General features: G+C 68.4%; 20 protein-coding genes. 12 read left to right on the forward strand and 8 right to left on the reverse strand.

The features are described 5' to 3' along the window. The first annotated feature begins 438 nt into the window (after window positions 1-438). The 4 genes from hemE (at window position 439) to rho (ending at window position 4,625) form a co-directional block, all read left to right on the forward strand. Window positions 439-1,467: a uroporphyrinogen decarboxylase gene (hemE, locus tag AC07OA_RS05755; RefSeq protein ID WP_494662799.1), complete on the forward strand. Its 1,029-nt coding sequence runs from the start codon at window positions 439-441 to the stop codon at window positions 1,465-1,467. After that, on the forward strand, window positions 1,464-2,486 hold the full coding sequence (gene hemH / locus AC07OA_RS05760; protein ID WP_494662800.1) for a ferrochelatase: 1,023 nt from the start codon (window positions 1,464-1,466) through the stop codon (window positions 2,484-2,486). The genes hemE and hemH overlap by 4 nt, the downstream gene beginning before the upstream one ends. Beyond that, a complete protein-coding gene (locus tag AC07OA_RS05765; RefSeq protein WP_494662801.1) occupies window positions 2,483-2,950 on the forward strand; it encodes a HemJ family protein in 468 nt (155 codons plus the stop codon). The genes hemH and AC07OA_RS05765 overlap by 4 nt, the downstream gene beginning before the upstream one ends. A gap of 262 nt (window positions 2,951-3,212) precedes the next feature. Then, window positions 3,213-4,625 carry a transcription termination factor Rho gene (rho, locus tag AC07OA_RS05770; RefSeq protein ID WP_494662802.1) on the forward strand — a complete coding sequence of 471 codons (1,413 nt, stop codon included), beginning with the start codon at window positions 3,213-3,215 and terminating at the stop codon, window positions 4,623-4,625. A gap of 862 nt (window positions 4,626-5,487) precedes the next feature. Here the strand turns inward: rho and AC07OA_RS05775 are convergent. Continuing rightward, a complete protein-coding gene (locus AC07OA_RS05775; RefSeq protein ID WP_494662803.1) occupies window positions 5,488-6,453 on the reverse strand; it encodes a quinone oxidoreductase family protein in 966 nt (321 codons plus the stop codon). Between the two features lie 4 nt (window positions 6,454-6,457). Beyond that, window positions 6,458-7,153, reverse strand: a complete 696-nt coding sequence (locus AC07OA_RS05780; protein WP_494662804.1) for a dienelactone hydrolase family protein — start codon at window positions 7,151-7,153, stop codon at window positions 6,458-6,460. A gap of 105 nt (window positions 7,154-7,258) precedes the next feature. Here AC07OA_RS05780 and AC07OA_RS05785 point away from each other — a divergent pair, with 105 nt between their 5' ends. The 6 genes from AC07OA_RS05785 to AC07OA_RS05810 all read left to right on the forward strand — a co-directional run bounded on the left by AC07OA_RS05785 (window position 7,259) and on the right by AC07OA_RS05810 (window position 13,326). After that, entirely contained in the window at window positions 7,259-7,516 is a 258-nt protein-coding gene (locus AC07OA_RS05785; protein ID WP_494662805.1) for a DUF6489 family protein, read from the forward strand. Continuing rightward, on the forward strand, window positions 7,513-8,856 hold the full coding sequence (gene mnmE, locus AC07OA_RS05790) for a tRNA uridine-5-carboxymethylaminomethyl(34) synthesis GTPase MnmE (RefSeq protein ID WP_494662806.1): 1,344 nt from the start codon (window positions 7,513-7,515) through the stop codon (window positions 8,854-8,856). The genes AC07OA_RS05785 and mnmE overlap by 4 nt, the downstream gene beginning before the upstream one ends. Before the next feature lie 181 nt (window positions 8,857-9,037). Continuing rightward, complete coding sequence (gene mnmG, locus AC07OA_RS05795) at window positions 9,038-10,894, forward strand: tRNA uridine-5-carboxymethylaminomethyl(34) synthesis enzyme MnmG (RefSeq protein ID WP_494662807.1); 1,857 nt, start codon at window positions 9,038-9,040, stop codon at window positions 10,892-10,894. After that, window positions 10,894-11,550, forward strand: a complete 657-nt coding sequence (rsmG, locus tag AC07OA_RS05800) for a 16S rRNA (guanine(527)-N(7))-methyltransferase RsmG (protein ID WP_494662808.1) — start codon at window positions 10,894-10,896, stop codon at window positions 11,548-11,550. The genes mnmG and rsmG overlap by 1 nt, the downstream gene beginning before the upstream one ends. After that, window positions 11,540-12,346, forward strand: a complete 807-nt coding sequence (locus AC07OA_RS05805; RefSeq protein ID WP_494662809.1) for a ParA family protein — start codon at window positions 11,540-11,542, stop codon at window positions 12,344-12,346. Before rsmG ends, AC07OA_RS05805 begins: the two co-directional genes overlap by 11 nt. An 86-nt stretch (window positions 12,347-12,432) precedes the next feature. Further along, window positions 12,433-13,326 carry a ParB/RepB/Spo0J family partition protein gene (locus AC07OA_RS05810; RefSeq protein WP_494662810.1) on the forward strand — a complete coding sequence of 298 codons (894 nt, stop codon included), beginning with the start codon at window positions 12,433-12,435 and terminating at the stop codon, window positions 13,324-13,326. A gap of 499 nt (window positions 13,327-13,825) precedes the next feature. On the opposite strand, the gene holA is transcribed toward AC07OA_RS05810, so the two are convergent. From holA to AC07OA_RS05830, 4 genes are all read right to left on the reverse strand, one after another. After that, window positions 13,826-14,878 carry a DNA polymerase III subunit delta gene (gene holA / locus AC07OA_RS05815; protein ID WP_494662811.1) on the reverse strand — a complete coding sequence of 351 codons (1,053 nt, stop codon included), beginning with the start codon at window positions 14,876-14,878 and terminating at the stop codon, window positions 13,826-13,828. Between the two features lie 31 nt (window positions 14,879-14,909). Further along, the gene (lptE, locus tag AC07OA_RS05820) at window positions 14,910-15,419 is read right to left on the reverse strand and encodes an LPS assembly lipoprotein LptE (RefSeq protein WP_494662812.1); all 510 of its coding nucleotides are present in this window, start codon (window positions 15,417-15,419) and stop codon (window positions 14,910-14,912) included. Window positions 15,420-15,422: 3 nt separating this feature from the next. Next, window positions 15,423-18,008: a leucine--tRNA ligase gene (leuS, locus tag AC07OA_RS05825; protein WP_494662813.1), complete on the reverse strand. Its 2,586-nt coding sequence runs from the start codon at window positions 18,006-18,008 to the stop codon at window positions 15,423-15,425. Window positions 18,009-18,174: 166 nt separating this feature from the next. Further along, window positions 18,175-18,708 (reverse strand): DUF3576 domain-containing protein, encoded by a 534-nt coding sequence (locus AC07OA_RS05830; protein ID WP_494662814.1) that lies wholly within the window; start codon window positions 18,706-18,708, stop codon window positions 18,175-18,177. A gap of 240 nt (window positions 18,709-18,948) precedes the next feature. Between AC07OA_RS05830 and AC07OA_RS05835 the strand changes: the two genes are divergently transcribed. Then, window positions 18,949-19,386, forward strand: a complete 438-nt coding sequence (locus AC07OA_RS05835) for an NtrZ family periplasmic regulatory protein (protein WP_494662815.1) — start codon at window positions 18,949-18,951, stop codon at window positions 19,384-19,386. Window positions 19,387-19,392: 6 nt separating this feature from the next. Here the strand turns inward: AC07OA_RS05835 and AC07OA_RS05840 are convergent, their stop codons facing one another. Beyond that, window positions 19,393-20,022 (reverse strand): thiamine phosphate synthase, encoded by a 630-nt coding sequence (locus AC07OA_RS05840; RefSeq protein ID WP_494662816.1) that lies wholly within the window; start codon window positions 20,020-20,022, stop codon window positions 19,393-19,395. Between AC07OA_RS05840 and AC07OA_RS05845 the strand changes: the two genes are divergently transcribed. After that, entirely contained in the window at window positions 20,021-20,665 is a 645-nt protein-coding gene (locus tag AC07OA_RS05845) for a YggS family pyridoxal phosphate-dependent enzyme (RefSeq protein ID WP_494662817.1), read from the forward strand. The genes AC07OA_RS05840 and AC07OA_RS05845 overlap by 2 nt on opposite strands. On the opposite strand, the gene AC07OA_RS05850 is transcribed toward AC07OA_RS05845, so the two are convergent. Next, window positions 20,662-21,168 (reverse strand): L,D-transpeptidase family protein, encoded by a 507-nt coding sequence (locus AC07OA_RS05850; RefSeq protein ID WP_494662927.1) that lies wholly within the window; start codon window positions 21,166-21,168, stop codon window positions 20,662-20,664. The genes AC07OA_RS05845 and AC07OA_RS05850 overlap by 4 nt on opposite strands. Window positions 21,169-21,206 lie beyond the last annotated feature (38 nt).

The raw sequence follows: 21,206 nt of genomic DNA on the forward strand, positions 1-21,206 counted from the left end.
GATGAGCGGGGGTGAATCCCGCCTCGTTACGGTGCGTCGAACTGACCCTGTGTTAAACGGTCGCGTTGATCGCGGACAATCCCCAGTCTGAGATCGTCTCCACAGATCGTGTAGCCGCGATTCCCCCAAACCGGGGATGAGCGCGCGCTCATGGTTACGGCGCCGTTAGCCATATTAACGTTTCATTAGCAATTTCGAAGCTCTAGCAAACGATCCCCACAGTTCACAGGGCCGCGCCCACATGTGGGCGGAGCTTGGATGTTCTGGCGATGTCCTGAGAGCGCACGCGACCGCGAACGGGTTTTCCCCGTTAGGCACTTGCTCACCATCTCCTACAATCTTCCTTAAGATCTTCTTAAAGAAAGAAGGTAGAAAGGAAGAAGGCCTCCGGGGAGATACGGGCTTGAGCCCACGGGCCTGACGGGATTTAAGGCCTGCATGTCGAACGCTCAGAAGCCCAAGCTCCTTTCCGTCCTTGATGGCCAGAAGGCCGAACGCCCGCCCGTGTGGTTCATGCGCCAGGCCGGACGGTATCTGCCGGAGTATCGGGCCGTCCGGGCCACCGAGCCGACCTTCATCGATTTCTGCCTGAACCCGGAGAAGGCCGCCGAGGTGACGCTGCAGCCCATGCGGCGGTTTCCGTACGACGCGGCCATCGTCTTCGCCGACATCCTGCTGATACCCCAGGCCCTGGGCCAGAAGGTCTGGTTCGAGGCGGGCGAGGGGCCCAAGCTGGGCGAGCTGCCGTCGATCGAGTCGATGCGCGACCTGACAAGCCAGGCCGGCCAGGCGCTGGGCGCGGTGGGCGAGACCCTGAGCCGGGTGCGTTCGGCTCTCGAGCCGGACCGGACCCTGATCGGTTTTGCCGGCGCGCCCTGGACGGTGGCGACCTACATGATCGAAGGCGGATCCAGCGATCGTTCCGGGGCTCGGACCTTCGCCTATCAGAACCCCGAAAAGCTGGACGCCTTGATCCAGGTGCTGGTCGACGCCACCATCGACTACCTGGCTATGCAAGCGGCCTCGGGCGCTCAGGTGCTGAAGCTGTTCGAGAGCTGGGCCGAAGGGCTGTCTGAGCCGCTGTTCGACCGCCTGGTGACCAAGCCGCACACCGCCATCGTCGAGGGCCTGCGCGCCAAGGGCGTGACCACCCCGATCATCGGCTTCCCGCGTGGGGCCGGGACCCTGGTCGAGACCTACGCCAAGCTCGCCCCCGTGCAGGGCGTGGCGCTGGACACCCAGGCCTCCGCCGCCCTGGGCCAGTCGATCCAGAAGACCAAGGCCATCCAGGGCGCGCTGGATCCGCTGCTGCTGCGGGCCGGCGGAGACGCCCTGCTGGCGCGGGTGGATCAGCTGCTGGAGCAGTGGGGGCAGGGCCCTTACATCTTCAACCTGGGTCATGGCATCCTGCCCGACACGCCCATCGCCCATGTCGAGGCGGTGCTGGCGCGGGTCACCGGCAAATGACGACCACGGGGGGCAAGAGGCGCAAGATCGCCGTCGTCCTGTTCAACCTGGGCGGACCGGACGGACAGGACTCGGTGCGGCCGTTCCTGTTCAACCTCTTCCGGGACCCGGCGATCATCGGCCTGCCGGCCCCGGCGCGCTATCCGATCGCGGCCCTGATCGCGACGACCCGCACGAAGCTCGCCAAGGAAAACTACGCCCTGATGGGCGGCGGTTCGCCCCTGTTGCCGGAAACCGAGAAACAGGCCCGGGCGCTGGAAGCCGACCTGGCCGCCCGCTTGCCGGACGCCGAGACGCGTTGCTTCATCGCCATGCGCTACTGGAAGCCGCTGACCAACGAGACGGCCAAGGCGGTGAAGGCCTTCGCCCCGGACGAGGTGGTGCTGCTGCCGCTCTATCCGCAGTACTCCACGACCACGACCGGCTCGTCGCTGAAGGCGTGGAAGCGCGCCTATCGCAAGGGTCCGGGTCGGGTCTCGACGATCCTCAGCTATCCGACGGACGAAGATTTCATTCAGGCCCATGCCGACCTGATCCAGGCCACCTACGACAAGGCCGGACGTCCGGGTCCGGCGCGGTTGCTGTTCTCGGCCCATGGTCTGCCGGAGAAGGTGATCCTGGGCGGCGATCCCTACCAGCAGCAGATCGAGGCGACGGCCGCGGCGGTGGCGGCCAGGCTGGGCGAGGGCTGGGACTGGCGGGTGACCTATCAGAGCCGGGTCGGGCCTATGAAGTGGATCGGCCCTTCGACCGAGGATGAGATCCGCGCCGCCGCCAAGCAGGGGCTGGCCCTCGTCGTGACCCCCATCGCCTTCGTCTCCGAGCACATCGAGACCCTGGTCGAGCTTGACCACGAATATCGCGAAGTGGCCTTTGAGGCGGGCTGCCCGGTCTATGTCCGCGTGCCGGCCCTGGGCGTCGCGCCGGGCTTCGTCCGGGCCCTGGGTCGCGCGGTGGAAACCGCCGTCGGCTCGGACGACCGGGTTCAAGGCTCCAGCGTCAAGGAAGCGCGCGCATGATGGATTTCCTGGCCGGTCATTTCGACCTGATCCGCGGCCTGCACATCATCTTCGTGATGGCCTGGATCGCCGGCATGCTGATCCTGCCGCGCCTGTTCGTCTATCACATGAAGGCCGAGCCCGGTTCGGAGATGGACGCGACGTTCAAGCTGGCCGAACTGCGCACCCTGCGGATCATCATCAACCCGGCTATGATCCTGGCGCTCCTGATGGGCCTGCTGCTGGCCATGGCCGACACCCAGCGGCTGGGGCCGGACTTCTATCTGAAGCCCTGGGCCCTGACCAAGATCGCCGCCCTCATCTTCCTGTTCGCCTGGCACGGCTTCGTTTCCAAGGCCCGCCGCCAGTTCGCCTCGGGGACCAATACCCGCTCGGAGAAGTTCTGGCGGATGACCAACGAGCTGCCCTTCCTGGCGGCGATCGTCATCGTGCTGTCGGTGACGACCAAGTTCCTGGGACACTGATCTGCTGGCGGCTTTGCTTGACCGGCGAGGCTGCTTGTGGTTCCCATCCAGACAGGCGCGGCGCCAAGGCTCCGCGTTCCCGCCTCTTACGGACCGGCGCTCGTCCTGACGCGCCCCCGGAGCTCTGGCTTCGAAGGTCTGTCCCCCGATCGATACGCGCCGTCGTCATGGCGCGACCCGCTCGCCGCTTCACCGCGACGAGTCCGTCTAGAACCAAGGCACGGCTCGCGACCTCGCGGGCCGCGCGACGTTGAGTGTCACTATGACTGACCAGACCGAAACCCCCGAAAACACCCCCGAGCTGGAACCCGTCGTCGATACGACGGTCGAGCCGGCCACTGACACCTCCGTCGGCGATGACGCCGGCGACGAAGACTCCGAGATCAGCGCCGCCGTCGCCGCCATGGGCCTGACGCGGATGTCGCTGCAGGAGCTGAAGGAAAAGTCGCCCGCCGACCTGCTGGCCTTCGCCGAGACCTTCGAGGTCGAGAACGCCAACTCCATGCGCAAGCAGGACATGATGTTCGCGATCCTGAAGACCCTCGCCGAGGAAGGCGTGGAGATCTTCGGCTCGGGCACGATGGAAGTGGTGCAGGACGGCTTCGGCTTCCTGCGCTCGCCGGAAGCCAACTATCTTCCGGGTCCGGACGATATCTACGTGTCGCCCTCGCAAATCCGCAAGTTCGGCCTGCGCACCGGCGACAGCGTGGAGGGCGCTATCCGCTCGCCGCGCGAAGGCGAACGCTACTTCGCCCTGACCAGCGTCTCGAAGATCAACTTCGAGAGCCCGGACAACGTCCGCCACAAGGTCCACTTCGACAATCTGACGCCGCTCTATCCCGAAGAGCGCCTGAACATGGAACTGCCCGATCCGACCATCAAGGATCGCTCGGGCCGGGTCATCGACATCGTCGCCCCGCTGGGCAAGGGCCAGCGCTGCCTGATCGTCGCCCCGCCGCGCGTCGGCAAGACGGTGATGCTGCAGAACATCGCCAAGTCGATCGAGACCAACCACCCCGAGTGCTATCTGATCGTCCTGCTGATCGACGAGCGCCCGGAAGAAGTCACTGACATGCAGCGCACCGTGAAGGGCGAGGTCATCGCCTCGACCTTCGACGAGCCGGCGACCCGCCACGTGCAGGTGGCCGAGATGGTCATCGAAAAGGCCAAGCGCCTGGTCGAGCACAAGCGCGACGTGGTCATCCTGCTCGACTCGGTCACGCGTCTGGGCCGCGCCTACAACACCACCGTCCCGTCGTCGGGCAAGGTGCTGACCGGCGGTGTCGACGCCAACGCCCTGCAGCGCCCCAAGCGCTTCTTCGGCGCGGCGCGCAACGTGGAGGAGGGCGGCTCGCTGTCGATCATCGCCACGGCCCTGATCGACACCGGCAGCCGCATGGACGAAGTGATCTTCGAAGAGTTCAAGGGCACCGGTAACTCGGAAATCGTCCTGGACCGCAAGGTCGCCGACAAGCGCATCTTCCCGGCCATCGACGTGCTCAAGTCCGGCACCCGCAAGGAAGAGCTCATCACCCCGAAGGACCAGCTGCAGAAGACCTACGTCCTGCGCCGCATCCTCAACCCGATGGGCGCTTCGGACGCCATCGAGTTCCTGCTGGAAAAGCTGCGCCAGTCGAAGACGAACGGCGATTTCTTCCAGAGCATGAACACTTAAGCTTGGTGTTTCACGTGAAACACGAAGGGCGGCCTGTGCGAACCGGCCGCCTTTTTTGTTGCTTGCAGGGGTTGGTGCGGCGCCCACTTGCCCCCTACGGACCGCTTCGCGGTCGTCTTCCCCCCGTAGGGGAAGAGGTGCGCGTCCTCCGCCCCCTACGGGGGCGGACAGGCGGCGAAGCCGCCAGGTGGGGGCAAGTGTCAGCGCGCATGATCTCTCGTCCTCGCGCTTTCGCTGCGAAATTCGGGGAGGGCTGCGGAGCGCCGGGCCAGGCCCGGAAGCTGTTTGAAGAAATACCGTTTCGACTTGGACCGACGCTCCGCGCGATCATTATCCGGGAGCGCCCGGCGTCCGGTCCTGTTGGAACCGCGCCGGTCTTAGCCCCCGACGGGCGGGCCGGGCTTGCGTCGCCCGGTCCCGGAACGCTTGCGTCGCCGCAAGCCTGTCGCCCTCATCGGCCCTTCGTCCAACGCCGTTTATTTTCGAGGCCCGGCCGGCACCAGATGGACAAGGTTACGGCCTCTTGCGAGACCGCCGCCGACGAGCGCGCCCGCTCGACCGCACCCCAAGGCCGCGAAGGTCGCAGGCCTTAGCGCCCTCCCCATCGCCTTGAAGTCCCTCGATTATGCGCCAGGCCGTGAGGTGGGGGATAAGTGTGGTCGAGATTTTTCAGGCGATTGAAATCGCTGAACTCCGTTGGCTATCCGCTAGGGATAGACGCGCCTTTCCTCCTCCCCCGCGAAGCGGGGGAGGTGTCGCGATGCGAATACGCATCGTGACGGAGGGGGCGTCGTGCGGCGGCCGGACGCCCCCTCCGTCCACTGCGCGGCCACCTCCCCCGTTTCACGGGGGAGGAGAAGTATTACGGAATCAGCAGCGTCGCTCCGGTCGTCCGCCGACCCTCCAGCGCCTCGTGCGCCGCACGGGCCTCGGCCAACGGAAACGTCTGGCCGATCTCGATCTTCACCGCGCCTGAAGCCAGCACGGCGAACAGCGCCTCGGCGCTTTCGTCCAGCTCGGCGGTCGAGGCGATGTAATCGAACAGCCGGGGCCGGGTGACGAACAGCGACTTGCCCGACAGCTCCAGTGGGGCGAACGGTGGTACCGGTCCCGAGGCGTTGCCGAAGGTGGCCAGCACCCCGCGCCGTCCCAGGCTCTTGAGGCTGGCCTCGAAGGTGTCCTTGCCGACCCCGTCATAGGCCACCGCCACGCCCTGGCCGCCGGTGATCTCCAGCACCCGGGCCGCGACGTCCTCCTGCCCGTAGAGGATCACATGGTCGGCGCCGTGGTCGCGGGCGAGGGCGGCCTTGGCCTCGGACCCGACCGTGGCGATCACGGTCGCCCCCAGGGCCTTGCACCACTGCACCAGGATCGAGCCCACCCCGCCGGCGGCGGCATGGATCAATACGGTCTGACCGGGTTCGACTTTGTGGCAGCGTCGGACCAGGAATTCGGCGGTCATGCCCTTGAGCAGCACCGCCGCCGCCGTCTCCAGACTGACCGCGTCGGGAACCTTCACCGCGCGATCGGCGGGAACCACGGCGGCCTGGGCATAGGCGCCGAGCGTGCCGTTGTAGGCGACGCGGTCGCCCACCCCGAACCGCGTGACGCCTTCGCCCAGGGCCTCGACGACGCCTGCCGCCTCCAGCCCCAGCACCGCGGGCATCTTCAGGGGATACAGGCCGCCGCGATGATAGGTGTCGATGAAGTTCAGGCCCACGGCCTGGTGACGGACCAGGACCTGGCCCGGACCCGGCGCGGGCGCGGGCAGGTCGACGGCCTCGAGCACCTCGGGGCCGCCGGTGCGGACGGCTTGTATGGCCAGCATCGGGTCAGCCCAGGTTGGATTTGAAGAAGGTCAGGCTGCGGCCGTTGGCCTTACCCGCGTCAGCCGCGTCGTAGTGCTCGCCGCCCACCCGGGCGAAGGCATGGTCGCGGCCAGGATAGGTGTGGATCTCGATCTGCGGATGTTCCTTCAGCGCGTCGAGGATCACCTTCTGGGCCTCCTTGGGCACGAACTGGTCTTCCTCGGCGATGTGGATCAGCAGGGGGCGCGCCAGCTTCTCGGCCTCGCCCACGTGCTTTTCGATGCCTACGCCGTAATAGGCGACGGTGGCGTCGGCGTCGGTGCGGGCGGAGGTCAGGAAGGCCAGCAGGCCGCCCAGGCAGTAGCCGACCGCCCCGACCTTGCCGTTCACGCCGGGCAGGGCGCGGACGGCGGCGATGGTGGCGGCGATGTCGGCTACGCCGTGGTCGACGTCGAAGGCGTTGTAGAGCTCGAAGGCCTTCTTCCACTCGGCTTCGCTCTGGTCGGTGATGTCGATGCCCGGCTCGATCCGCCAGAACAGGTCCGGGCAGACGGCGAGGAAGCCCTGGTCGGCCAGGGCGTCGCAGACGTCGCGCATCACCTTGTTGACGCCGAAGATCTCCTGGATGACCACGACCGCCGGGGCGGACTCCGCGGAAGGACGCGCCACATAGGCCGAGAAGGCGCCGTCGGGCGTGGTGATCGTGAGGGTCTCGCTCATAGGGGCTCTCCGTATCGATGGGCGTTTGGCCCGAAGCGCTCTAACGTGCGCCGTCGCGGTCGAGGCATAACAACATCGTGCTTCGACCCCAGGGAACCCCAGATCATGAAGATGACCATTGAGATTGACTGCACCCCGGTCGAGGCGCGGGCTTTTCTCGGCCTCCCGGACGTCACGGCGCTCAACGACCATCTGGTCAAGGAAATGCAGGACCGCATGACCAGCAACATGGCCATGCTGGCGCCCGAGGAGCTGATGAAGAACTGGATGGCGTTCGGCACGGGCGCCCAGGACCAGTTCCGCAAGCTGATGACGGCGGCGGCCGGGGCGGCCATGACGGGCATGGGCGGCAAGTCGGAATGAACGACACGATCTACGCGCCGGCCACCGGCGCGGGCAGGGCGGCGGTGGCCGTCATCCGGGTGTCGGGACCGCGCGCCAGCGAGGCGGTGCGGGACCTGGCGGGCGCCGTTCCCAAGCCCCGGCGCGCCGTTCTGCGAAAGCTGACCCACCAGGGCGTGGTGCTGGACGACGCCCTGGTCATCTGGTTCGAGGGGCCGGCCAGCTACACCGGCGAGGACTCGGCCGAGTTTCACGTGCATGGCGGCCGGGCGGTGGTCGAGGCGGTGTTGTCGGCTCTGAACGAGAACGGCCTGCGTCTCGCCGAGCCGGGGGAGTTCACGCGCCGGGCCTTCGAGAACGGCAAGCTGGACCTGACCCAGGCCGAGGGCGTGGCCGACCTGATCGACGCCGAGACCGAGGCCCAGCGCCGGCAGGCCTTGGGTCAGTTGGGCGGGGCGCTCAGCCAGCGCTATGACGCTTGGCGGGGCTTGCTGGTCCAGGCCCTGGCCATGCTGGAAGCGGCCGTGGACTTTCCGGACGAGGAGCTGCCGGAGGACGTCGCCGCCCGGGCTCGCCCTGGACTGGAGGCTCTGCACGCCGAGATCGGCGAGGCCCTGGCCGATGCTTCACGTGGACGGCGGGTGCGCGACGGCTTCCGGATCGCCCTGGTCGGGGCGCCCAATGCGGGCAAGAGCACCCTGCTCAACGCCCTGGTCGAGCGCGATGCGGCCATCGTTACCTCCACGCCGGGCACCACGCGAGACATCATCGAGGTTCCCCTGACGCTCGGCGGCTACAAGACCTTGCTGGCCGACACCGCCGGTCTGCGGGAGACCGAGGACGCCATCGAGGCCGAGGGCGTCCGGCGAGCTCGTGCCTGGGCGGCCGAGGCGGACCTGCGGCTGTGGGTGATCGACGCCTCCATGTTTCACGTGAAACAGGCCGAAGAGGATGCCGTGATCCGGCCGGGCGACTGGGCGATGATCAACAAGATCGACCTGGTGGACGGCTTCCGCCTGGAGGAACTTCGCGAGGCGCTGTCGGCCCAGGGCCTGAAGGTCCTCGAACTGGCCGCCCGCAAGCCCGGTGGCGCGGAGCAGGCGAGGGCGGCCCTGACCTCCCACGTTGTCGACGCCTTGTCCGGCGCGGAGTTCCCGGCCGCTACTCGGATCCGCCACGCCGAAAGCCTGACCGAAGCCCGGTCGTACCTTCAGCGCGCCCTTTCCGATGTCGGCCTGGAGGTGGAGCTTGCGGCGGAAGACGTCCGCCTGGCCGCTCGTGCCCTGTCGCGTATCACCGGCCGGATCGATCCCGAGGATGTGCTCGATCGAGTGTTTTCAAGCTTCTGCATCGGGAAGTGATGTTTCACGTGAAACATCGGCTTGAAGTATCCACAGGTCGACCTCAGATGTCCCCGGCGTGTTTCACGTGAAACACCCGCGACCGACTCGCCGTTTCGGGGAGTCGCGCGTATAAGACTGCTTGCGCCCCCGCCGCGACGTCTATGCCGCGAAGGGGGCGTTCGCATTGAGGCGCGTAACCTTGTCCAACACCTGGGATGTCATTGTCATCGGCGGCGGTCACGCCGGCTGCGAGGCTGCCGCCGCGTCGGCGCGGGCCGGCGCGCGCACCCTGCTGCTGACCCATAAGCGCGAGACCGTCGGCGAGATGTCGTGCAACCCGGCCATTGGCGGCCTGGGCAAGGGCCATCTGGTCCGCGAGATCGACGCCCTGGACGGCCTGATGGGCCGCATGGGCGACAAGGCCGGCATCCAGTATCGTCTGCTGAACCGCTCCAAGGGGCCCGCCGTGCGCGGCCCGCGCTCGCAGATCGACCGCAAGCTCTATCGCGAGGCCATGCAGGCCGAGCTGTTCGCCTATCCGAACCTCGACGTGATCGCCGCCGCCGCCGAAGACCTGATCGTCGAGGACGGCAAGGTCGCCGGCGTCGTGGACGGGGAGGGCGGCGTCTATCGTGCTTCACGTGTGGTGCTGACCACCGGCACCTTCCTGAAGGGCGTCATCCACCAGGGCGAGACCCGCATCTCGGCCGGCCGTGTCGGCGACGCGCCGTCCATCGGCCTGTCGGACCGGCTCTACGCCCTGGGCTTCGACATGGGCCGGCTGAAGACCGGCACGCCCGCGCGCCTGGACGGCAAGACCATCGCCTGGGATCGCCTGGAGATGCAGGCCGCCGACGAGCAGCCCGAGCCGTTCTCGTTCCTGACGTCTCACGTGGACGTGCCGCAGATCCAGTGCGGCATCACCTACACCACGGCCGAGACCCACAAGATCATCGCCGAGCGCCTGGGCGAGTCGGCGGTCTATGGCGGCCGCGCCACCGGCATCGGCCCGCGCTATTGCCCGTCCATCGAGGACAAGGTCGTCCGCTTCGCCGACAAGACCAGCCACCAGGTGTTCCTGGAGCCGGAAGGCCTGGACGACGACACGGTCTATCCGAACGGCATCTCGACCTCGGTCTCGGCCGAGACCCAGCTCTTGTTCCTGCGCACCATGCCGGGCCTGGAGAACGTCGAGGTCATCCGGTACGGCTATGCGATCGAGTATGACTATGTCGATCCGCGCGAGCTCTACCCGACGCTGGAGACCAAGCGCTTGCCGGGGCTCTACCTGGCCGGCCAGATCAACGGCACGACGGGCTATGAAGAAGCCGGCGCCCAGGGTCTGATGGCGGGGCTGAACGCGGCCCTGGCCGTGCAGGGCAGGGAGCCCGCCGTCTTCGCACGTGACGAGGCCTATATCGGGGTGATGATCGACGACCTGGTCACCCGGGGCGTCACCGAGCCCTATCGCATGTTCACCAGCCGGGCAGAGTTCCGCCTGATCCTGCGGGCCGACAACGCCGACCAGCGTCTGACCGACAAGGGCCTGGGACTGGGCGTGGTGGGTCCGGTCCGCGCCGAGGCCTGGGGCGCCAAGAAGGCCGAGCTGGCCGCCGTCCGCGCCTTCGCCCGCTCGGTGACCCTGACCCCCGCCGAGGCCAATCGCGCCGGCTTCAAGGTCAATCACGACGGCCAGCGCCGCGACGTCCTGGCCATGCTGGCCCTGCCCGAGGTGACGCTGGACCGACTGGCGACGGTATGGCCGGAGATCGCCGCGTGGAGCCCGATGGCCCGCGAGCAGATCGAGATCGAGGCGGCCTATGCCGGCTATCTCGACCGCCAGCGCGACGACGCCGAGGCCTTCCGCAAGGAAGAGGATCTGCGCCTGCCGGCCGATCTGGACTACGGCCTGGTCGGCAGCCTGTCGAACGAGGTGCGCGAGAAGCTGGCGCGGGTGAAGCCCCTGACCCTGGGCCAGGCCGCGCGGATCGAAGGCGTGACGCCGGGCGCCCTGACGGCCCTGCTGGCCCACGTCCGCCGGTCGAAGGCCGCTTGATGTCCGTGAGCGCCGCCCCCCTGGTCGAAGAGCTCGACCCCGTCGACGCCGCCGCCTTCCAGCGGCTGACGGGCTGCACCGACGCTCAGCTGGCCGACCTGACCCGCTTCCAGGCCCTGCTGGCCGAGTGGAACGAAGTCATGAACCTGGTCGGTCCGGCCACGATCGCAACCTACTGGAACCGCCATGCGTGGGACAGCGCCCAGCTGTTGACCCTGGCGCCCGACGCCAAGACCTGGGCCGACCTGGGCGCCGGCGCGGGCCTGCCGGGCGTGGTGCTGGCGATCCTGCTGAAGGACACGCCGGGGGCCAAGGTCCACCTGGTCGAGAGCATGGCCAAGCGCTGCCGCTTCCTGCGGGTGGTGGCCGACGAGCTGAACCTGCCCGTCGAGATCCACAACGCCCGTGCCGAGGAGCTGGACCTGAAGGTCCAGATCGTCACCGCCCGGGCCTGCGCGCCGATGGTCAGACTGCTGGGTTATGCCCAGCCCTACTTCAAGCGCGGCGCGACCGCCCTGTTCCTGAAGGGACAAGATGTCGCGTCCGAACTGGCGGAAGCCGCCACATATTGGAAATTCGAGTCCGACCTGCGGCCCTCCCGGAGCGACCCGAGAGGCCAGATCGTGCAAGTGAAGGGGCTTAAGAGTGTCCGTTGACCAACCGCTGCGCGTCCTCGCCATCGCCAACCAGAAGGGCGGGGTGGGCAAGACCACGACCGCGATCAACCTGGGCACCGCCCTGGCGGCCTGCGGCGAGCGCGTGCTGCTGATCGACGCCGACCCGCAGGGCAACTGCTCGACGGGCCTGGGCATCACCCGCCTGCAGCGCCGCACCACCTTGTACGACGTCCTGATGGGCGAGGCGCCGGTGGTCGACGCGGCCGTGAAGACCGAGCTGCCCGGCCTGGACGTGATCCCGGCCGACGCGGACCTGTCGGGCGTGGAGATCGAGCTGGGCCAGCAGGCCCGCCGTTCCTACCGCCTGCGCGACGCCCTGGAGCCGCTGCGCGCCAACGGCCCCTACACCTATGTGCTGATCGACTGCCCGCCGTCGCTGAATGTGCTGACCGTCAACGCCATGACCGCCGCCGACGCGGTGTTCGTGCCGCTGCAGTGCGAGTTCTTCGCCCTGGAGGGCCTGACCCAGCTGATGCGGACCATCGAGCGGGTGCGCGGCAGCCTCAATCCGAAGCTGGAGATCCAGGGCGTGGTGCTGACCATGTACGATCGCCGCAACAGCCTTTCGGACCAGGTGGCCCGCGACGTGCGCGAGCACTTCGGCGACAAGGTGTATGACGCGGTCATACCGCGCAACGTCCGGGTCTCCGAGGCGCCGTCCTTCGGTAAGCCCGTGCTGCTCTACGACCTCAAGTGCGCCGGCAGCCAGGCCTACCTGCGGCTGGCGCGCGAGGTGATCAGCCGCGAAAAGTCCAGGGTCTCCCAGGCCGCCTGATCGGCGCCTGAGGATAACCATCCAAGTCATTGTCGAATTTGAGAGTCGAGCGCGTGAGGGAGTCGGTCGTGGTGGGAGAACCGGGGATGTCGGAAGGTCGTCGTGGTCTGGGTCGGGGGCTCTCGGCCTTGCTCGGCGAGGTCGATTCCGCGCCCGCCCAGGCGCCCGGTGATACCGCCGGCGGCTCGCGCGAGGCGCCGATCGAACTGGTGCGACGCAATCCCGACCAGCCGCGTCGGACCTTCCGCGAGGAAGACCTGGTAGAACTTTCGGACTCGATCCGCGAGAAGGGCGTGCTGCAGCCGATCCTGGTGCGTCCCGCGCCGGGCGCGGCGGGCGAGTACCAGATCGTCGCCGGCGAGCGCCGCTGGCGGGCCGCCCAGCGCGCGGGCCTGAAGACCATCCCGATCATGATCCGCGAGCTGGACGACCTGGCCGTGCTCGAGATCGGCATCATCGAGAACGTCCAGCGCGCCGACCTCAACGCCATCGAAGAGGCGTTGAGCTACAAGGTGCTGATCGAGAAGTTCGGCCAGACCCAGGAGATGATCGCCCAGACCGTGGGCAAGAGCCGCAGCCACGTGGCCAACACCCTGCGCCTTCTGGCCCTGCCGGACTCGGTGCAGCACTACGTCACCTCGGGCGAGATGACGGCCGGCCACGCCCGCGCCATCGCCAATGTGCCCGACCCGGCGGCCCTGGCTCGCGAGGTCATCGAGAAGGGCCTGTCGGTCCGCGACGCCGAGGCCCTGGCCCGTCGCGCCCCCACCGCCGACGGCGAGGCTCGCGCCAAGCCCACCGGCGCCCGGGCGCCCAAGACCAAGGACACCGACACCCAGTCTCTGGAAGCCGACCTGTCGTCGCTGCTCGGCCTCGACGTCGAGATCGACGACCGCGGCGGCTCGGGCGCCCTGACGATCCGCTACGCGACGCTCGAGCAGCTGGACGACCTCTGCAACCGCCTGACGCGGGGCGCGTAGCGCCCTCGGGGAGGGTCCTCTGTGGCGCACGGAGCAAGGCTCGACCGTATCCACGGTCGAGCTGTTTGCCAGAATCGAGGTTGGGCGAGCGGTAAAACGCCGTCAAATGCCTGATCCGCAAAGGGAAATATCGATTTCGACCGCGAGATTTGGTCGGGCCCATTTCGGACCTTCTCGGACAAATTCCTGGGGATAGGACGGCGGATCGTTTGACGAAGCGCCCGACTCGCTCCCCTCGCCGCGTCCCTGGGCGAAAGGCCCGTGATTCGCTTGAGAGGCGGGGGCTAGGACGGAATCGACGTTCAAGCTCAGCCCCACCCCCCAAACCGCCGTCATCCCGGGCCTGTGCCCGGGACCCCTGGTTCAGCCCGCATGTGAAGGGCAAGCGGACCGCTGGCGGCCCGCCCCTCCCGCACTTGCGGCGGACAGAGGGGTTCCGGGCACAAGGCCCGGAATGACGTAACTTAAAAGATATGACGTAGCTGGACGTCGATCCGGCCTAGAGGCCCAGGCGTCGCGCCTTGCCGGCGATCTGCAGGGCCAGCCGTTCGGAGATCAGCTGGTCGGGCGAGCCGGAGGTCTTGCAGGCCTTGTCGGCCGCCAGGATCTCGGCCTGGACCGTCAGCAGCTGTTCCAGGGTCCAGGCGCGGGCCTGGCGCAGGAACTCGCGCTCCTGCTTCCAGAAGATACCCGAGGCCTTGGCGGCGGCCGCCAGGTCGACGCCGTTCTTGTGCAGGGTCAGGGTGCGGCGCAGCTTGCCCAGGTGAAAGCCCATCGCGCGCACGGCCGCCGGTCCGCCTTCGCCCTCGGCGGCGGCGCGGCGCAGGCCGGCCTGGGCGGGACCCACGCGGCCGCCGAACGCGTCGGAGGCGGCGTCGAACAACGAGGCCTCGGGCTCGACGCCCAGGAAGTCGGTCAGGTCGGCGGGCGTGGCCACCACGCCGCTGCCCGGGCCGAGATACAGCGCCAGGCGCTCGACCTCGGCGCGGGCGACGCCACGTTCCTTGGGCAGGCGCGAGACGAACAGGTCCAGGGCCTCGCCGTTCAGGCTGACCTTGTCCTTGGCCAGGGTCTCGCGCGCCAGGCGCGCCAGGTCGCCGGCCTCGTCCTCGTAGCAGGGGATCACCGCCGCGCCGGCGGCCTTCTCGGCCACCTTGCGCAGGGTGGAATCGCGGCCCAGGGCCCCGGCCTCGACCACGAAGAAGGCGTCGGGGTTCAGCTGGCCCTCGACGTGACGGGTCAGGGCCTCTGCGGCCTGTTTGTCGGGTCCGCCCTTCTCGCCGGTCAGGCGCAGGCGCACCAGGCGCCGGCCGCCCATCATCGACAGGGCCGACAGCTCGTCCTCCAGCTTGCCACCCTGGGATTCCAGGTCGCTTTCGGTCAGCTGGGCCGTGTCGAAGGGATCGTCCGGCCGCTCGAACAGCCGCTTGACCAGCTGGTCGGCGCGGTCGCGCACCACGCCACGGTCGCGCCCGTAGATGACCACGGCGCGGATATCGGCCGCCGGCTCCTTCAGGAAGCGTTCGATGTCCGGTCGCTTCGACAGGATCATGACGGGGCGCCTAGACGGGGGAGGGCGACGATCAGGCCGCCTTGCCGGCCAGCCAGGCGGCCAGTTCCAGCTGGATCTTGCGCGCCACCTCGGTGGCCGCGCGCTCCTGGCTGTCCTGCTGCGAGGCGATGGAGGCGTAGGGCTGGTCGGCGGAGTCGTAGGTGACGGTCGCCGAGGACTGGCCGGCGCGGACCGGCTGTCCGGTCTTGGCGTCCATCAGCTTCCAGTTGGCCGTCAGGATCAGCTCGTAGCGGTTGGCCACGTTGTCGACGCGCACGCCGCGGGCGTAGCGCTGCTCCTTGACCGTATAGGTCAGCCGATGGGTCGGCAGCAGGTTGACGTCACGCGCCAGGGCGTCGTCCAGCTTCTCGCGCAGCAGATAGCCGGCCCGGCCTTCGGGCGCGATCACGTCGATCGAGCCGAGGCCCCGGGTGACCGATTCCGGGCCGTACAGCGGGGTGAAGCCGCAGGCCGACAGGGTCAGCGCCGAGACGGCGATCAGGGCGGCGGGGAGAGCCTTCAAGGGCGAGAAGCGCTTCATGGATCAGCCGGCCACGATGTTGACGATACGGTCTTTCACCACGATCACCTTGCGAACGGTCAGGCCCTCAAGGTGGGCCATGACGTGTTGATCCGCCAGAGCGATTTTCTCGACCTCGGCGTCGGCCGTGCCGGCCTTGACCTTGATCTCGCCGCGGCGCTTGCCGTTGATCTGGATGGGCAGCACGCGCTCGTCGTCGGCCGCCAGGGCCGCGTCGGCCTTGGGCCAGGGCGCGTCGACCGCCATGCCGGCCTTGCCCAGGTGCGCCCAGGCCTCTTCGGCCAGGTGAGGCGTGAAGGGCGAGATCAGGCGGGCCAGGATGTCCAGCGCCTCGGCGCGGGCGGCCAGGACGCCATGCGTGGCGTTTTCGGCCGGCGCGGCCTTCAGCATGTTCAGGAACTCGTACAGGCGCGCCACGCCGCTGTTGAAGCGGAAGCCTTCGATGGAGTCGGTCACGAAGCCGATCAGGCGGTGGGCGCCCTTGCGCAGGGCCACGGCGGCCGCGTCGGCCTCGTCATGGGTAAAATCGCCGGCCGGCTGGCTCTCGAACTCGTTCCAGACCCGGTGGGTGAAGCGCCAGGAGCCTTCGACGCCGCTGTTGGTCCACTGCACGTCGCGCTCGGGCGGGCTGTCGCTCATCACGAACAGGCGCGCGGCGTCGACGCCATAGGCCTCGAAGATGTCTTCGGGGGCGACGACGTTCTTCTTGGACTTCGACATCTTCTCGATGTCGCCGATGGTGATCGGCTCGCCCGTCGTCGCATGGACGGCCGAACGGGCGTTACCTTCGACGGTGATGCGGATGTCCGAAGGCTCGACCCACTCACCGGCGGCGTTCTTGTAGGCCTCGTGGGTGACCATCCCTTGGGTGAACAGGCCCGCGAACGGCTCCTCCACCGAGACCAGGCCCTCGTCCTTCAGGGCGCGGGTGATGAAGCGGGCGTACAGCAGGTGCAGCACCGCGTGCTCGACGCCGCCGATATACTGGTCCACCGGCATCCAGTGGTCGGCCGCGGCCTTGCTGATCGGCTCGGCGGCGGTCGGGTCGGTGAAGCGGGCGAAGTACCAGCTGCTGTCGACGAAGGTGTCCAGCGTGTCGGTCTCGCGCTCGGCCTTGCCGCCGCAGCTGGGGCAGGTGGTGTGGCGCCAGGTCGGATGGCGCAGCAGCGGGTTGCCCGGCTTGTCGAAGGAAACGTCGTCGGGCAGCACCACCGGCAGCTGGTCTTCCGGCACGCCCACGGGGCCGCAGGCCTCGCAGTGGATGACCGGGATCGGGCAGCCCCAATAGCGCTGGCGCGAAACGCCCCAGTCGCGCAGGCGATAGACAGTCGCGCCCTGGCCCTGGTCCATGGCCTCGATGCGGTTCACCGCCTCGGTCTTGGCGGCCTCGATGTCCAGCCCGTCCAGGAACTTCGAATTGAAGATGGCGCCGGGGCCGACATAGGCCTCCTTGCCGACCGCGAACGTCGCGGCGTCCTCGCCCGGCGGCAACACCACGGGCTTGACCGGCAGGTCGTACTTGCGGGCGAAGTCCAGGTCGCGCTGGTCGTGAGCCGGGCAGGCGAAGATGGCGCCGGTGCCGTAGTCCATCAGGATGAAGTTGGCGATCCACACCGGCAGGGTCTGGGTCGGGTCCAGCGGGTGTACGACGCGCAGGCCGGTGTCGCGGCCCAGCTTCTCGGCGCCCTCGATGTCGGCTTCCGACGTGCCGCCCTTGCGGCATTCGGCGACGAAGGCGGCCACGGCTGGGTCGGCCGCCGCCAGCTGCTCGGCCAGCGGGTGCTCGGGGGCGATCCCCACGAAGCTGGCCCCGAACAGGGTGTCGGGGCGGGTGGTGTAGACCTCCAGGCCGTCGGCGTGGCCTTGCGGCGCCTCACCGTCGAACTTGAACGTGAACCGCAGGCCCTTGGACCGGCCGATCCAGTTCTCCTGCATGATGCGGACCTTCTCGGGCCAGCGATCCAGGGTCTTCAGGCCATCGATCAGGGCGTCGGCATAGTCGGTGATGCGCAGGAACCACTGGGTCAGCTTGCGCTTCTCCACGGTCGCGCCCGAGCGCCAGCCCTTGCCGTCGATCACCTGCTCGTTGGCCAGCACGGTCATGTCGACCGGGTCCCAGTTGACCGAGGCTTCCTTGCGATAGACCAGACCGCGCTTCAGCAGGCGCAGGAACCAGGCCTGCTGCTTGCCGTAATATTCCGGGTCACAGGTGGCGAACTCGCGCGACCAGTCGACCGACAGGCCCAGGGCCTTCAGCTGCTCGCGCATGGCGGCGATGTTGTCGTAGGTCCAGCCCTTGGGGTGGACGCCGCGCTCCATGGCCGCGTTCTCGGCCGGCATGCCGAAGGCGTCCCAGCCCATCGGGTGCAGCACGTTGAAGCCCTGGGCGCGCTTGTAGCGGGCCACGACGTCGCCCATGGCGTAGTTGCGCACATGGCCCATGTGGATGCGCCCCGACGGATAGGGGAACATCTCGAGCACGTAGTACTTCGGACGCGCGTCGGGCGTGATCGGCGTCAGGAAGGTGTTGGCGGTCGCCCAGGCGGCGCGCCACTTCGGCTCGGTGTCTTTGGGATTGTAGCGGGCCATGAAACCAGACTGTTCGTGCGGGGGCTCACGCCTCAGGCATGATCCGCGGAAGTCATAAGCGGTTTTGGCCCAGGCGCGTCCGAAAAAGGGGCGCGGTTCTAAAAAAGCGAACGGGAGCCATTTGTCTCGCGGACAAAGGGCTCCCGCGCAGAACCAGGGAAGAACCCTAGTTCTTGATGTTGGAAAGTCGAAGCTGACGGGCGCGGGTCAGGATGGCGTTCTCGATGTCGGTCGCCGTCTGTTCGGTGGCCGCCGTATCGGTCCAGGTCCCGCCGGTGTTGATCTGCTTGAAGATCGTCACGTTCAGGCCGTCGGCCCGCAGGCGGGTGTCCAGGATGTAGACGGTCGCCTTGAAGCGCTCGTCCGGCTTTTCCGGGTTCACGTACCAGTCGGTGACGATCACGCCGCCGTACGGGTCGGCCGAGGCCAGGGGCATGAAGGCCAGGGTGTCCAGGCTGGCGCGCCACAGGAAGCCGTTGACGCCGATCGAACCCGGTTGGGGCGCGGCCTTGCCGCCGCCGCCGCCCAGGCGACCCTTGAACGGGTTGAAGCCCGGCTCTTCGTTCTGGGTGGTGAACTGGCCGCCGCCCTTGTTGCCGCCGCACGCCGAAACACCGGTCAGAACCGTCAGCGCCAGCACGCCAGCGGCGACGCCGCGCAACACCGACCCACGCTCAAACGCCATAGTACCTCGCTCCAATGTATCGCCGGCGCATTCACGCGGACCAGGCGCGCCCCCGCGGCCGGAAGCGGTCTATAGCACGGTCGCGCTGCGTCAAAACAGGAATCGCGTGGCTCAGCCGCCACAGGCGCCGCTTGAATCGACTCCTGCGACGTCTGGCGCAATCCAACTGCGGTTGACCGCGTTGTATGAGGGCCTTTATTCGATATTCAGGGACCCCGCTCCTATATAGGGTTTAGGCTCTTGATCAGGCGCGGGATGGGGATTGGGTTCGAGTACATGTTCGCGGCAAGGTTCTTCACGGCGGGCGCCACGGCGCTGATCCTTCTGGGATCGGCTTCGGCTGTCCATGCCCAGAGCAAGGCGCGCACCACCGTTCCTGATTTCAGCGTCAAGAACGACTTCGCCAACGCACCCTCGATGGCGCCGTTCAACCCCCAGCAAGGCCCGAAGAAGTCCCTGAAGTGGGACGACAAGAAGGGCAAGTGGGGCCTCAAGCTCGATCTCGACCAGCCCGTGGGCCGCGAGATGGAAGCCAAGGACGTCCAGGCCGGCGCGTACTACAGCGTCACCCCGTCGATCCGCGTCGGCGGCGCCGTGGCCCTGGGCGACCAGAACCCGGCCCTGGCGGCCCGCCGGAACGAAATCCAGGAACCCGCCCCCCGGGTGAAGCTGGAAACCGCCTTCAAATTCTAAGGTCTGCTAGGCGCTGAGCGCCTCGACCGCCGCGATCCCGACGATTCCCGTGTCCGCCAAGCGCGCCACTGTGTTCGCGCGCACCCCGCCTAGGGCGTAGACCGGCGTCTGCACCGCCTCGACGATCCGTTTCAGGCCTTCCACGCCCAGCGGCGCGCCCGCCGAGGGGCTGGCGCTGGGGAAGACGGGCGACACCACCAGGGCGTCGGCGCCGGCCGTCGACCCGGCCCGGGCGGCCGCTTCGTCGTGGGCGGCGATGGTGATCAGCCAGTCCGGATGGCTCTCCCGCAGGCCCGGCAGATCCGCCGCCAGCCGCTCGGGCAGGTGCAGGCCATCGGCCTCGACCGCGCGGGCCAGACCGGCGTCCGCCCCCACCAGCAGCATAAGCCCGCGCCGCCGGGTGATCTCGCGCAGTCTCAGTCCCCGCGCCTCGGCGTCCGGCGCCCCGAACGCTCGGAACACCACGGCCGCCCCGGCGGGCAGGCGCTCGGCGACGGCTTCCGGGTCGGGCGTGCGCACCGGATCGGTGAAGAACAGCAGGTTCGGCAGCGGCTTTCCGCGCACCGGCCATGGGCGAAGGCGCGCCGCCGTTCTAGACAGGGCGTCCATCTCGTCGATCGGGTGTCCGCAATCCATGTCTGAAGTCTACGCCTCGATCCGTTCGCGCATCCAGGCCGCCGCCCTGGCCGCCGGCCGTCCCGCCGACGCGGTGACGCTGGTGGCGGTGTCCAAGCTGCAGCCCTGGGATCATATCGCTCCTGTTCTCGACGCGGGCCAGCGGGTGTTCGGCGAAAATCGCGTCCAGGAGGCCATGGGCCGCTGGAGCGAGCGTCGCGCGGACATCGAACTGCGCCTGATCGGTCCGCTGCAGACCAACAAGGCCCGCGACGCGGTCGCCTTCTTCGACGTGATCGAGAGCCTGGACCGCGAGAAGCTGGCCCGGGTGCTGGCCGACGAGGTCCAGGCCCAGGGCAGGGCGCCGCGCCTGTTCGTCCAGGTCAACACCGGCGAGGAACCGCAGAAGGCGGGCGTGACGCCCGGCCAGGCCGACGCCTTCGTCGCCCGTTGCCGGGCCCTGGACCTGCCGGTGGAGGGGTTGATGTGTATTCCGCCCGCCGACCTCGATCCCGCGCCGCACTTCCGGATGCTGGCCGACATCGCCGCCCGCAACGGCCTGGAGAAGCTCTCCATGGGCATGAGCGACGATTTCGAGACCGCCATCGCCTGCGGGGCGACCTCGGTGCGCGTGGGTTCGGCGCTGTTCGGCACCCGGACCTAGTCGGCCGCGATCTCGACGGCGTCGCCAGGCTTGGCCGCCGCCAGCAGGGCCTCGGCATCCGCGCGGGCCAGGGCCACGCAGCCCTCGGTGCCGGGATAGCCCTCGCGGGCCAGGTGCAGGAAGATCGCCGAGCCCATGCCCGGGACCGGCGGATCGTCGTTGTGCCCCAGGATCACCACCAAGTCGTAGACGGCGTCGTCGCGCCACATCCGCTCGGCGCTGGCCGGGTAGGGCAGCTTGACCGGCCGGTTGTAGGCCGGGTCGTCCGGGGCGTCGCACCAGCCGTCGTCCGGGGCCGTGGCGCGGACGGGCAGGGCGGTGGTTGGGCCGTCCGGATAGGCGTCGGGCCGGTACCAGACCTCGCGCATCGGCCACACGCCCACGGGGCTCTTGTTGTCGCCCTCGCGCTTGTCGGCCGCCGCGATCACCCCGGCCTTGCCCAGGGCGCAGCGGACCTCGTGTCCTTCCCAGGCGATCCGACCGTCGGGGTGAGCGCGAAAGATCGTCAAGACCGGGTCTCCAGCAACGCTGTGGCGCAAGG

This window comes from Caulobacter sp. GW821-FHT09B08, assembly GCF_059418225.1.

Bases quoted from the DNA above. Each gene is read 5' to 3' on its own strand.
- holA (WP_494662811.1), bottom strand. From the start codon at position 14,878: ATGATCCTGTCGAAGCGACCGGACATCGAACGCTTCCTGAAGGAGCCG.
- rsmG (WP_494662808.1), top strand. From the start codon at position 10,894: ATGTCCGTGAGCGCCGCCCCCCTGGTCGAAGAGCTCGACCCCGTCGAC.
- leuS (WP_494662813.1), bottom strand. From the start codon at position 18,008: ATGGCCCGCTACAATCCCAAAGACACCGAGCCGAAGTGGCGCGCCGCC.
- AC07OA_RS05765 (WP_494662801.1), top strand. From the start codon at position 2,483: ATGATGGATTTCCTGGCCGGTCATTTCGACCTGATCCGCGGCCTGCAC.
- hemH (WP_494662800.1), top strand. From the start codon at position 1,464: ATGACGACCACGGGGGGCAAGAGGCGCAAGATCGCCGTCGTCCTGTTC.
- mnmE (WP_494662806.1), top strand. From the start codon at position 7,513: ATGAACGACACGATCTACGCGCCGGCCACCGGCGCGGGCAGGGCGGCG.
- AC07OA_RS05845 (WP_494662817.1), top strand. From the start codon at position 20,021: ATGTCTGAAGTCTACGCCTCGATCCGTTCGCGCATCCAGGCCGCCGCC.
- AC07OA_RS05835 (WP_494662815.1), top strand. From the start codon at position 18,949: ATGGGGATTGGGTTCGAGTACATGTTCGCGGCAAGGTTCTTCACGGCG.
- AC07OA_RS05785 (WP_494662805.1), top strand. From the start codon at position 7,259: ATGAAGATGACCATTGAGATTGACTGCACCCCGGTCGAGGCGCGGGCT.
- AC07OA_RS05775 (WP_494662803.1), bottom strand. From the start codon at position 6,453: ATGCTGGCCATACAAGCCGTCCGCACCGGCGGCCCCGAGGTGCTCGAG.
- AC07OA_RS05810 (WP_494662810.1), top strand. From the start codon at position 12,433: ATGTCGGAAGGTCGTCGTGGTCTGGGTCGGGGGCTCTCGGCCTTGCTC.
- rho (WP_494662802.1), top strand. From the start codon at position 3,213: ATGACTGACCAGACCGAAACCCCCGAAAACACCCCCGAGCTGGAACCC.
- AC07OA_RS05840 (WP_494662816.1), bottom strand. From the start codon at position 20,022: ATGGATTGCGGACACCCGATCGACGAGATGGACGCCCTGTCTAGAACG.
- AC07OA_RS05780 (WP_494662804.1), bottom strand. From the start codon at position 7,153: ATGAGCGAGACCCTCACGATCACCACGCCCGACGGCGCCTTCTCGGCC.
- lptE (WP_494662812.1), bottom strand. From the start codon at position 15,419: ATGAAGCGCTTCTCGCCCTTGAAGGCTCTCCCCGCCGCCCTGATCGCC.
- hemE (WP_494662799.1), top strand. From the start codon at position 439: ATGTCGAACGCTCAGAAGCCCAAGCTCCTTTCCGTCCTTGATGGCCAG.